The following is a 12461-nucleotide window of genomic DNA, read 5'->3' as shown; positions in this document are numbered from 1 at the left end:
CTGTCGGCGCGCTGGGGCTGGTAGAGGTCGTGGAAGGCGCCCATTTCGGAGCCGTCCTCGGCCCCCCGCCGGATCTCCTCCGCGCACCCCGGGGCGAGCTGCCCGTACTCCGGCGTCCCGTACCGCTCACTGGTGAACAGCGGCCGCACCCGCCCGGCTTGGTCGCCGCCCACCAGATCCGGCTGGCAGCGGTGCCGGCGCGGAGTCCGTGAGCCCGGCGGCACGTAGCTGTAGCGCAGGCAGCCGATGCCGCGCCGGGCCACGTGCATCCGCCCGGTGAAGAGGCTGTTCTCGCCGATCTCCACGGCGTGCGTGTGCACTTCGCCGATCACGGTGGTGCGGTGTGCGTGCAGCACCGCGTGCGCGTGGCGGCAGTCCGGGGCGGACAGCGCCGGCAGGTGGTGGCCGGTCGCGTCCAGGATGCTGTCCCGGATGTGCACCGACAGCGGGTCGGTGCTCACTTCGTCGCCGATGACCTCGATCGTGCCGAGGACGCTCGCCTCGATCTGTACGCACGCGGTGGTGCGGTCCAGGACGATGCTCGGCTCCTCCGGCGAGTGCGGCTCGCACTGCGGTTCCAGGGACCAGCCGGGCACGAGGGTGCAGTGCCGCAGGACGAGGGCGCCGACGGGCCCGGCGACGTTCAGTCCGCGGCCGGCGACCAGCAGTCCGTCGAGCACCAGGCGCGGTTCCTCGCCACGCTCGCAGCCCTCCGCGGCACGGATGTTGAGCGCGTCGGGCCGGTTGCTGTACCAGTCCAGTAGCCGGATCACCGGTCTCGTCCCCTCGGCGGCGCGCACCTCCAGCCGGTCCCCGGGATCGAGGTCGAAGTCCAGCTGCTCCTGGTAGGCGCCGCTGTGGGTGATCTCGATGATCCCGTCGGGGCCGCACCGTCCGGCCCGCCGGTCCCGCTGCCAGTCGGCGTAGGCGTCCATGATCCGCTGGTACGTGCGGCCCGGGCCGACCCGGTAGACCTGCTCGGACGGCGGAGTCGCGCGGTCGCGCGGGTATTCGCCGCCGCCGAGGTCGTCGCCGAAGGCGTAGTGGTAGTCCACCCACACCCCCTGCCGGGGCGCGGAGCGGGAGCCGAACGCCATCCGGCCCAGCTCAGGATCGAGGGCCACCTGACCGCGCTTGGGCCGGTAGCGCCAGTCCGTCAGATCCGCCACGACGATGTCCGTCAGCGGCACCGGCTCGTCCTGGTCGTCCCGCCGGATCACCAGGCTCTTGCCCGGCCCGTAGTAGTCGGCGAGCCGGTCGGCGAACTGCCGGCGCCGGATGTACGCCGGGAGGTTGTCGACCGTCGCGATGTGCGTGGACGAGGGCTCCGGCTCCGGCTTGGTCACCAGCCGGGTGTCGTTGCCGAGGATCGAGAAGGTGTAGAGGTTGCGGGCCCGGTCGATGCAGTAGGCGGGCGCACTCGTCACGGAGTACGGCTTCAGCCGCCACACGAACAGCCCGACCCCGGCAGGGGTGTAGCCACCGGGTGTGCGGGCCGAGTTCGCGCGCCGTACGTTCGCCGACCGCGCCGTCGCTCCGAACGGCCCGCCGGCCAGATCGAGCGCCGACTCGTCGCGCAGGTCGACCAGCCGGCCGCGGGAGAGCCGCCGCGCGCTCACCGCCCCGGTGCCCGACCCGTGCAGCTTGACCGACTGCTGATGGGAGACCAGCCGGGAGAACTCCACGGCCCGCGCGGGCCAGTCGGCCACGGAATCGGCCAGTTCCTCCAGCAGCGCGAGAGTGCCCTTGCGCCGCCGGTTGGCGACGGTGGCCGCGACGTCCCGGCGGGGCGCCAGCGCCTCGGCCAGCCGCTGCCGTGAAGTGCCCGCCGGGCCGCCGTCCTTGAGCCCGGCTGCCTGCACCCGCTCGAAGCCCGGCAGGGTGCGGTAGCCCACCAGGTCCCCGAGGTAGGGCAGCACCCATTCCGCGGCGGTCTCCACGAACCAGTCGTCGTAGTTCTGCTCGACCCCGCTCCGTACGAGATCGGCCTGCTCGGCGATCACGGCGAGCAGCGCGCGCAGGGGCTCGCCGCCTTCACCGCCCGGCCCGTCCTCGGCGTCCCGCAGCCTGTGCCACTGGGGGAGGAGATCCGCGAGCCCGTCCGGCTGCCTGCCCATCGCCGCATTCCTTCCTTCGCTCACGAGGTCACTTCCGAGAGAGTCAGCGTGTCCGCCACGTCGGGCGAGAACAGCGCGAGTTGGGCCGGGCGGATGCCGCGGAAGACGAACACCGAACGGCCCTTCTCCAGCGGCCGGGTGTCGGTGATGTCCGGGTTGAGGCGCAGCAGCTCGGCGAGCGGAATGCCGTGCCGGGCGGCGATGGCGCTGAGCGTCTCGCCGTCCCCGGCGGTGACCACGTACACCTGTTCGTCGTAGGTGGCGAGCCGGGCGGGGACCACGGTGCCGGGTTCGGTGAGGCCGCGGCCGATCTCGGTCAGCTGTCGCGGCGTGGCGGAGGCGGGGATGCCGGTGAAGGCATCGACGTCCACGTAGTCCACGCCCGGCACCGACTGCGCGGTGGCCAGCACCTCGGAGAGCAGCGCGGGCTGCCCCAGCTCCCGGCCGCGGTAGCCGAGGCGGCGCAGCAGGGCCTGCCGCACCCGGGGCTCGACGATCGCGAAGGAGTGGTCCCGAGCCACCTTGATCCTGGCCGCGAGCACGAGCAGCACCAGCTCCCTCACGTCCACACGCACCGGCAGCCGGGAGTCCCCGTACGCGGCGAGGGAGGCCCGCAGAGCACGGAGGGTGTCTGCGTCCGCGCCGATCGGCACGTCGTCCGCTCCGGCGACCGTCACGTGCAGCAACTGCCGTCGGCCGTCGAAGAGTTCACGCGCCGCGGCCCGGCCGATGCCTGCCCGTGAGCGGGTGAAGTCCTCGTAGTCCTGTACGGACACGAGCCGGTCCAGTGCGGAGACCGCGAGCGGGATGGTGCGGCGGGTGAGGCCGGGCCCGTCGGCGTCCGAACCGCCCGTGGCGGGCAGCGGGTTGGTGACGCCGGTGACGCCCAGCGGGCGGGTGACGGCCTGGGTGATGCGGCCTGCGGGGACGTTGGCGGCCCGGCCGGTGCCGAACCGGTAGCGGGCCCGTACGTTCTCGTGGCCGCTGGGCAGCCGGGCGCCGTGCACGCCGTCGCCGAACGTCACCGTCGTACGCCCGTCGCCTGCCGTGCCGAGCACGTAGACGCGCTCGCGTGGCCCGCGCCCGGCGAGGCTGTCCGCCTCGTGCCAGAGCAGCCCGTCGACCCGCACCTCCAGGGCGGGGGTCGCGCCCAGGGGGTTGTCGTCGGGCAGCCAGGTGAGCGGCGACTGCCACAGCGCGAAGGTCTGGTTCGTGCGGCCGGCGTCGCCGCTGCCGATGGCCTCGTCGCGGCTCTCGCCGTGCGAGGCCGGTACGACGTTGCCCTGGATGCGGACGCTCTCCCGCCGGTACCGGTACGCCAGGTCGGCGGTGAGCGTCAGCACCGTGTGGACGTGGTCGCCGGGCAGGTCCGGATCGAGTCGCTGGTCGACGGCGGCGATCACCGCGAGTTCGGTGCCCCGGACCCCGGGGATGCCTGGGGGTCCCCCCGCCGAAGGCAGGGGGAGAATATCCGTGCGTTCACCTTCGAACGCCAGCAGCCGGCCGGGGCGCAGCCCGTCGTAGAGCTCGTCGAGTTCGATCTCGTTGCCGTGCACCTCCTCGCCCAGCGGTTCGTCGGCCGGGCGCAGGGCCTCACCGCCGGCGTGCACGGTGGTGTCCCGGATGTGCGAGAGAAGCACGTCGTGCTCGTCCAGCCAGGGCTCGGCGAGGGTCAGTTCGGTGCCACGCCCTGTGATGCCGTACCGCGTGTACGAGATGGTGCGTACCGCGGTGACCCGGGTGGTGACGAGGCGGAGCGCGTCGTCGCCGGGCACGCCGCCGTCGGTGCCCTTGCGGGGGCGCTCGACGGCGACCCAGCTGCCGACGGTGATCCCGGCCTGGACGCTGTCGAGGGGCAGTACCTTGCGGTGGGCTTCGTCCGGGACGGTCGCGATGCCGATCTCGACGTTCGACGGCTCGCTCGCCGTCGTATAGCTGAGGGTCAGCTCGTACTGCCCGTGCCTGAGCTGCATTCGCCGGCCGGGGGTGAGCCGCCACTCCTCGGGTGGGCCGCCGCCGTACACGCCGACCTGCAGCGTCCCGTCTGCGCCGGGCCGGGACACGAACAGCGTGCGATCGGGAAGCCCCTGCTCCAACCGCGCGGTCACGCCCGGCTCCTGGGAGTCGGTGGGCCGGGTGTTCAGCCATCTCAGGTCGTTGTCCTGGGCGCCGCGGGTGGAGAGCCGGACCCGGCCGGGGCCGAGGTCGAACACCGCGTCGGAGGGGATGTGCTCGGTGCGCTGGTCCGAAGTGCTCGCGTCCGCGTGCACGAACTCCGCCCTCACCGGCACCTTGCCCGCCGTGTCGAAGACGACCCGCATGGTGGTCAGCGAGGCACCGGTGAGCGGCCAGTCGGTCTGCCGGATGACGCGCCCGCGTTCGTCCTGCACCGACTTCAGCGGCGCCGTCGAGCCGAAGGGCGCCGCCGTCATCCGCAGCGCCAGCAGCTCGCTCAGCGCGGACGGCACCGGCGGTACGGCCCGCCGCCACGCCGGGTAGAGCGTGCCGGTCAGGCTCGGGTCGAGCGCCGGGAGCAGTTGTGCACCCAGGTCGGAGCCGGGGCCGAACAGCCGCCCGGTGGCCTGCGCTTGGGGCCTTGGGGCACCGGAGACCGACCCGGAGCGTGCGCCGGGCGTCCGCAGCGCGGGCAGCAGCGCGCCGAGCGCCCGCAGGGCCGGGTGGCCGGGCTCCGCAGGGTCGCTCCCCGGCGCGCCTGTCTCCAGCGCGGGGGGCAGCTCGGGTTCCAGCTCGGCCGCCCGTTCTCGCAGGTCCGCGATTTCCGCGTGCAGTTGCTCGAACCACTCGCCGACCTCTTCGTAGGAAACGGCCAGTGCCTGTGCCTCCCAGAGCCGCCGAACGGGCTCGTCCAGCCGGCGCGCGAACACGGCCGGGGTGTCGAGGTGTTCCAGCTCGGCGCGGAGCGGCACCAGCACCTGCGCGTCGAACTCCTCGATGAGCCGGCTGCCCACGGGCCGCGGGGCGGGGCTGTCCGGGCCCTCCGTGATCCATTCCCGCAGCTCCTCGACGAGCTCCCGCAACGACCGTGGCGGCGAATCCGGCAGGCCGATCGCCGTGGTGTCGTCGTCGCGGTCGATCCGTACCCGCGTCACCGGGAGCAGCAGCCTCCCCCGCGACGGGCCGGCGGACCGGTCCTGGTTGAAGACGAAGAGCAAACGGTCGCCCGGCGCCAGGGAGTTGGCGGTCCCGGCGACATGGATCTCGGAGCGGTCCCGCAGATCGTCGGGGGTCAGTGGCGCCGGGCGCCGCCGCCGCACCTCCAGCTGGTTCCAGGACCAGCGGGCGACCAGCTCCTGATCGGTCTCGAAGGTCTGCGCGTCCTCCTCGGACGCGGAGGGCACGCTGTGGCTGCGCGAACCGCGAGGGATCACCACCGGAACGTCGGTGGGGGTCCGCGGATCGCGGTCCACGGTGTAGGCGAGATGCGTGTCCGCGGCGACCCCGGGCCGCGGCCGGTGCCCGACCAGCCGTCCCAGCAGCACCAGCGACCGGTGCTCGTCCGCGGTCCGCAGGTAGCCCTCGTCGGCGATCCGCTCCGAATGGAAGGTCAGCACGTCACCGAGGACAGCCCAGGAGTCGAGCAGTCCGACCGCCGGGTCGTCCGGGGTGCGCACGGTCAGCCGGCGCAGGGCCGGGTAGGCCGGTGAGGCCAGCCGGTCGAGCATGGCCGCCAGGAACGAGCCGTACTCGCCGACCCGGTAGTCCAGCGCGGCGCGGCCCGGCGGGTTGTGGAGGGCGACAGCTCCGTGGCGCTCGTCATGGCCGCCACAACCGCAGGAGCAGCCACCTGAGTTGTTCGACGCGTCGGTCGTCATCGTCCGCCTCCGAGCTCCAGCGAGAGCCTGCCGTTCTCCGGCCGCTCCGGATCGTTGTCGCACTGGGCCAGCTCCAGCGGGCCGAGCCGCAGCACGCCCGCCTCCAGTGCCGAGTGGTCGTCGGGGTCCTGCTCGAACATCCGGCGCAGCCGGGTGACGCGCACGCTCCGCACCCCCTGCACCGCGGCGGCCACCGCCACCAGGCGGCTCAGCCGCACCGGTTGACCGAAGCTCAGCGCGTCCGGGTGGAAGAAGCCGAGCCGCCCGCCGGACAGCCGGCGGCTGCCGAGCACCCGGCGCAACTCGGCCAGGACCTGGCCGTGCTGGTGGCCGGGTGCGGCGCACACCTCCAGCGCGATGTCGAGCGGCACCGGCCGCGCGGGCACCACCAACAGGTCGTGTCCGATGCGGCGGTATCCCTCCAGGGCCTGTGCGACCGCGTCGAGCAGGCCGGGGGAGGGCACGCCGGTGCCGAGTGCGTCGACGGCGACGTGCGCCTCCTGCACGCTGCCCGTCCAGCGGATCTCCGCCGCCGCCCGCTGCACGCCCGGCAGGGCCGACGCCAGCTCCGCGTAGTCGTCGGCGGTCACGGCGCGCAGCCGCACCCGCCGCAGGTCGAGCGGCGCGAGCTTGCGTACCTGCTCGACGGACTCGGGACCGGTGCCGCCCACGGCGGGCAGCGGGTTGCGCACCCCCGCGACCGGCATCGGTTCGCCACTGTCCACCGTGTGCGGGTCCCGGCACAGGACGAGATGGTTGATCGCCTCGGCTCCGACGTTGCCCGCCGTGCCGCCCCCGAGCCGGTAGTGGACCTCAAGGGTGGCGCCGGGCTCCGGTCGTGCACCGTAGCGGCCGTCGCCGAAACGCAGCGTCAGCCGTCCGTCGTCGTCCAGTTCACCTACGAAGTGACGGTCCCGTGCGCCGCTGGCCAGCAGATCCCGCCGCGCCACCCAGACCTGCTCGTCGTCGGCCTCCGTCAGCCGTACGGCGGGGAGCGCCGCGCGGGGGTCCTGCACGAGGGCGGTGGCCGGGCCCGAGAGCACCGGCTCGTCCGGGTGCAGCCCGGCCGCGTACGGCGGGCCCCAGGTGTGCGCGATCTCCCAGGCGATGCGCCCGTCGAGCACCGTGCCCGCACGCGAGCGTGCCGTCAGCACCTCAAGCCGGCGCCGCTTCGCCGCCAGCAACTGGTCCTCGCGGTGCAGCAGGTCGCGCAGCGCCCGTACGGGATGGCGGCGCAGCTCCAGCCGTTCCAGCACCCGCAGTCCGAACAGCACGGTCAGCTCGGCGATTTCCTCCTTCGACAGCCCCCGCTCGGACCCGTCCTCGTCGCGGGCGCCGCGCCACAGCTCCACCAGCCGTGCCCGCACCCGCTCCGGGATGCCGGCCAGCCGCCCGGCCTGCCCGGCCGCGATGTGGCGCGGCTCGGGGAAGGGCACGGCCTGCACGACGGGGGAGCGGTGCAGCACCGGACGGAAGCGCGGGGTGATGCCCGGGTAGACGGACTGGGCGAGCAGCGTCTGGAGCGCCTCGGCCTGGGCGTAGGCGGTGCCGGGCACCACTTTCTCCCGCCGCTGCCCGGCCAGTTCGAGTGCCAGCCCGGCCCGGAGCGTCGCTTCCTCGCCGACGACCGTGAACAGCTCGCGGATGTGGTCCGCGGTCAGCAGCCGGCCGCTGCGGGTCTGCTCGAGACGGTCGGTGATGAGCTTGGCGGTCGCGTTGCCGCCCTCCCGGTCCGTACAGCCGAAATCCGGTGGTCCGCAGGGCGGCAGCACTGCGGGTACGGGCGGCACGGTGACCCGCTCGGGAAGCCCGCCGCAGAACGTCAGCGAGCGGCCGTGGTCGACGAGCGCCGCGTTGCCGCGGGCCACGCTCACGTCCGGGACCGGCTCGCAGTCCGTACCGCCGAGGGTGGACAGGCACAGCGGGAAGGCGAGCGCGTCCTCCGGCGCCCACGTCACCTCCAGCACCGGCTGGTCGCACAGATGGTCGACGGCAGGGGTGACGGAGGTGAGGCGCACCGCCTGCCGGTGGGACGGGTCGGCGTCACCGGGGGTGCCGGAGCGGGTCCCCCGCACCTCCTCCAGTACCAGCAGGTCGCCGGGGCGAAGGTCCAACTGCCGCTTCTCGCAGCCCTCGCAGCCCTCGCCGGCCTGGTCGGCCTCGCCGGACCCGTCGGTCCATTCGTCGCGCAGGGTCGCGGACGTGGCGCCCTTCGGCAGCGCGCACTGCTCGTCGCCCCAGGTCCAGAAGCGGATGGTGTTGTGCGCGGGCAGCAGTCGCAGCGGCTGGTCGGTGACCGGTTCGAAGACCTCCACCGAGCCGCGCTCGTCGAGCACGGTCAGATCGCCGTCGTCGATGACGGTGCCGATGCCGGGCCGGTCGCGCGGGCCGAGCGTGCGTACGTCGACGGCGGCGAACCGGTAGTCGCCGGCGAGCAGTTCCATCGGCGCCACGGTTTCCAGGGTGACGATGGCGCGGGCGTTGCAGCCGTCGTGCATCGGGTAGTCGATGAGCCGGACGTGGCGGCGTACGGACACCCGGCGGCGGGCCGTGTCCAGATACGCCTCGGTCGCGACGGCGTCCTGCTGATAGCTGATCTGGTCGGCGGCGTAGGCGAGCAGTTCGACCAGCGTCATGCCGAGGTCGGCGGCGTTCCGTTCGATCCACTCGGGGGTCGTCAGGGCCAGCCGGTCCAGGACCAGCCGGCGCAGGGTGTCGTAGTCGCGGGCCGTGTAGTCGATGACGGGGGCCGCCAGGCTGTGCTCTTCCGGGGAGCAGCCCCCGGATCCCCGGCTGTCCGGGCAGTCCTCCTGCTCGTCCTTGCAGTCGAACGGTGACGGGCAGTCCGGCAGGAAGGTGAAGTCGGCCGCGTAGTAGCGCTGGTCGAAGCCGGGGAACGGCTCGGTGCCGGGGCGTCCGTACGGGTCGGTCGCGACCAGGGACAGCCGGTAGCGGGAAGAGTCGCCGGACCGGTCGACGGTGACGTACAGCTTGTCGTCGAGTTCGGGATCCTCCTCGCGCTCGGCCTCCACCTCCAGCGCCACGATGCCGGTGATACGACGGCCGCCGTCGATGCGGACGTTCTCCGCGCACAGGCCGTGCGGGGCCTTGCCGAGAAAGGTGACGGTGAGCGTCAGCCCGTCGTCGCTCACCTCGACGGCGTCCACGCCGTTCAGTTGTGCCGTACGCACGGCGCCGCGCCTGCCGTCACCACGGCAGACCAGGTCGCTGCTGTGGCCGCTCATGCCGTGCCCCTCCCCTCGAAGACCTCGTCGCGCCGGCTGGCGGTGGAGCGCACCACGTAACTCAGCTGCACCCGGACCACGTTCTCCTCGCTCACGACGTCCAGCGTCTCGATCTCGATCAGCTCGCCCAGCCAGCGCTGCAGCGAGGCCTGCACGGACAGCTCCAGGGCGGAGGCCAGCTCCGGACTGTTCGGTGTGAACACCAGGTCGAGCAGGCCGCAGCCGAAGTCGGGGCGCATCACGCGCTCACCGGGGCTGGTGAACAGCAACTGCTCGATCAGGTCCCGCACATGGTCGTCGTAGTCCGCGTGGGCGGTGCGCCCCCGCCGGTCGACGCGGAACGGGAAGGTGAAGTCCCTGCGTACGGTCTTCGTCCTCATCGGCAGACCACCCCCTGCGGTGCGGCGGAAACGAGCGGCGGACCCTGCGGCATCAGGGCGGCGCTGAAGCACTGCGCGGCGGTGATGTCCAGCAGTACGGGCGTGCCGTCGACCAGCACGCCGTCGGAGCCCGGTGTCCAGCGGACGCTGGTGCAGGGCGTGGGGACACCGTTGACGGTGTGCGGACAGGCGGTCACTGTGTGGACGTGTGTGGCGGAGCCCACCGGCAGTCCGTCGACCCGCACCCCGGCCGAGGCGGAAGCGGGCATGACTGCTGTCGCCCGGCCGCCGTGCGGGCAGCCGATCAGGGTCCCTGAGTGGATGACGTTCGCGGACAAGACTTCTCCCCGTTGGTCTGCTAGCGCTTCTTGGGCACGGTCAGCCGGCCCTCGTTGACGTCGACGTGGTCACCGGCCGCCGAACCCACCGAAACCGACGCCCCCCGCCCGTTGTTGATCTGCACCCCGTCCCTGGTGATCCGGATGAACGGGCCGTTCCCGGTGCCGTCCGGCGCGGGTGCCTGGAGCAGAATCCCCTTCAGCGGATCGTCCGAGATCACGATCTTGTGATGGCCCTGGGTCTCGATGACCACCGGCTCGGCGCCCACCGTGGCTCCGGCCAGGGCGTCCGGGGGCAGCTCGTTCTGCTCGCCGTACCAGCAGCCCGTCCAGATCGGATAGCTCGGGTTCCCCTGCTCGAACTCGATCCAGACCCCGGCCCCCACGGTCGGCATCACGTACTGGCCGGCCCGCTCGCCCGTGAACGGGAAGCAGGGCATGGCCCAGGTGGACGCGTCCTCACCGAGCACGTCCGGGACATGGGCCGTGATCCGGCCGATCCGCAGCGGATCGTTGTTGTCCGCAACCCGGCCGCGGAACTTGCCGAGGAAGCGGTTGTTCGGTGCTGGCGCCATGCGGGCTACTCCTGATCGGTCTCGCTACGGGCGGACGCGGTCGCTCATGGCGACCAGGCCCTCGCGGGAGATGGTGAAGTTCTGCTGGTATCTGCCGGGCCAGAGGTTGTGGGTGACGCTGGTGACGTAGTAGTCGCCGTCGTAGGTCACTCCGGCACCGCGCACCCCGACGAGCTCCCGGGGGTGGAGGATGTAGCCGTGCCGGTTCACATCCAGTTGGCCGGAACCGGAGATCGCGTCGGCGGAGGTCGCGGCGCGGGCGAGAGCTGCCGCCCGGGCCGTCTCGCTGTCCAGCTTCGCGGTACCGGTCAGCGTTCTGCGCTTCAGCGCGGGGGAGGGCCGGCGCCCGAGCTGCGGGCGCAGTGGGCTGATGTCCTGCTGCGGGAGCAGGGCCCACTCACGCGTCCTGGGGTCCTGTACGCGGGCCTGCGGCTCCTCGCGGGCGGTGCCGTCATAGGCGAACGTCAGCTGGTCCACGGTGGAGTTGGCGTCCATGTTGACGTTGAGCGCGTGCTGGCGCTGTCCGATCCGCTTCTGCGGGCCCCAGTAGGCGGTGGACCGGCCGGGGCGGGGTCCGGGGTCGAGGTAGAAGGTGTAGCCGTTCGCGCCGGCCAGCTCGTTCACGTAACTCAGGTCGGTCCCGGTCTGGTACTCGACGCGGAGCTGCTCGCGGGGCGGCTGCGGGATCTGCTCGCGGATGATGTGCGGATCGATGCCGTAGTCGGTGTACTTCGCCAGGATGCGGGCCACGCGCTGGGCGGGGGCGAGGTTGGGGTAGCGGTCCGCCCGCTCCTCCAGGTCCATCAGCAGTGTCAGGTCCTCCCCGGTGACGGTGAGGGTGGTCTGCCCCGGCTGATTGCTGGCTCCCACCTCCTGACGGACGATCAGCCCGTCGAGGAGCACACGCGGCGTGCCCTTGACCGACGCCGTGACGATCACCCGGGTCTTGGGGTCGAAGAAGCCCTCGGGGAGCAGCCGCTTGATGATCGCCCCCTTCTTGGTCAGGTCGAAGGCCAGCTGGAAGCCGCTGCGTTCGCCGGCGGTGCTGGTGATCTGCGCGGACAGCAGCGCCTCGGTGACCTCGGGCGGCACGGGCCTGGTGAGCTTGGGTCCCATGCGCAGGGTGAGATGGATCGGCCCGCTGCCGATCGGATCGTCGTCACCGGCCATGACCGCCCCCGTCCGGGAAGCCGCCGGGGATCTCGATCTCCTGACCGGGCTCGGCCGTCAGCTCGCGCGGATCGAGAACCGGGTTGGCGTCCGCGATCTGCCACCACTGGGCGGGGTCGCCGAAGTAGCGCTGGGCGAGATGGTCGGGGCGCTCACCGCTGCTGACGATGTGCCGGGCGGTGTCGTCGCCGTCGGCCTCACCGAGGGGTGGCAGTAACCGCCGCTTGATGTACCGCACTTCGGTCCCGTCGGCGGCGCGGTGCACGCCGATCTCGGCGTCGTGGTACCGGCTCGTGCGCGGATACGGATGCGATCCGGGCACCGCGTCCAGTGCGCTCTCGTACGGCTCGATCATCCTTGTGCTACCTCCCCATGCCGATGTCGGACCCGGTCAGCCCGAGCGACCCGAGCCGCCCGGCGGGCGCGCTCCCCGCCAGCCGCTCCTTCTGCGCGAGATGCGCGAGATAGAGCTCCGCCCCGCGATGGCCGGCGGGCAGATCGCTGACGGTCAGCACCTTCATGCCGATGCTGAGGCTCGCCCGGATCGGATTGAGGCTGATGTCGAACGCGGACTCGTTGATGGACAGTTCGGTCAGCCGTACGGGCATGACGCGCTTGCTGCCCCACGTGAAAAGGGTCAACGGCATCTCGATCGGACTGATCTCGATGGCGCCCTTCTTGGACAGGCGGGTGGCCTTGCGGAGTTGGGCGGTGGTGGGATGCACCAGCATCTCGAGGGTGGCGAGCTGGGGGTGGATGCCGTTCGGCGCCGCGATCTCGAACTGATCGGTCGCGTCGATCTC

8 protein-coding genes and 1 pseudogene are annotated in these 12461 nt (G+C 72.5%); all 9 read right to left on the bottom strand.

Going from position 1 to position 12461, the window contains the following annotated elements; genetic code table 11:
- Positions 1-2117, bottom strand: a 2117-nt coding sequence (locus ACRDP3_RS05690) for a hypothetical protein (protein WP_431515712.1), incomplete at its 3' end; no start/stop codon positions are given.
- Positions 2118-2137: 20 nt separating this feature from the next.
- Complete coding sequence (locus ACRDP3_RS05685; protein WP_431515711.1) at positions 2138-5950, bottom strand: putative baseplate assembly protein; 3813 nt, start codon at positions 5948-5950, stop codon at positions 2138-2140.
- On the bottom strand, positions 5947-9195 hold the full coding sequence (locus tag ACRDP3_RS05680; RefSeq protein WP_431515710.1) for a putative baseplate assembly protein: 3249 nt from the start codon (positions 9193-9195) through the stop codon (positions 5947-5949). The genes ACRDP3_RS05685 and ACRDP3_RS05680 overlap by 4 nt, the downstream gene beginning before the upstream one ends.
- Positions 9192-9575: a GPW/gp25 family protein gene (locus ACRDP3_RS05675; RefSeq protein ID WP_431515709.1), complete on the bottom strand. Its 384-nt coding sequence runs from the start codon at positions 9573-9575 to the stop codon at positions 9192-9194. The genes ACRDP3_RS05680 and ACRDP3_RS05675 overlap by 4 nt, the downstream gene beginning before the upstream one ends.
- Positions 9572-9913 (bottom strand): hypothetical protein, encoded by a 342-nt coding sequence (locus ACRDP3_RS05670; protein WP_431515708.1) that lies wholly within the window; start codon positions 9911-9913, stop codon positions 9572-9574. Before ACRDP3_RS05670 ends, ACRDP3_RS05675 begins: the two co-directional genes overlap by 4 nt.
- 20 nt (positions 9914-9933) lie before the next feature.
- Positions 9934-10488, bottom strand: coding sequence for a phage baseplate assembly protein V (locus tag ACRDP3_RS05665; protein ID WP_431515707.1), 555 nt, complete (start codon positions 10486-10488; stop codon positions 9934-9936).
- A 24-nt stretch (positions 10489-10512) separates the two neighbouring features.
- A complete protein-coding gene (locus ACRDP3_RS05660; RefSeq protein WP_431515706.1) occupies positions 10513-11658 on the bottom strand; it encodes a hypothetical protein in 1146 nt (381 codons plus the stop codon).
- Complete coding sequence (locus ACRDP3_RS05655) at positions 11648-12013, bottom strand: LysM peptidoglycan-binding domain-containing protein (protein ID WP_431515705.1); 366 nt, start codon at positions 12011-12013, stop codon at positions 11648-11650. Before ACRDP3_RS05655 ends, ACRDP3_RS05660 begins: the two co-directional genes overlap by 11 nt.
- Positions 12014-12020: 7 nt before the next feature.
- Positions 12021-12461 (bottom strand): annotated as a pseudogene (locus ACRDP3_RS05650) (hypothetical protein); the annotation flags it as partial.

The sequence above is a fragment of the Streptomyces sp. genome (assembly GCF_050698815.1).
GTDB lineage: Bacteria > Actinomycetota > Actinomycetes > Streptomycetales > Streptomycetaceae > Streptomyces.
This window is presented reverse-complemented; position numbering and strand designations above follow the sequence as displayed.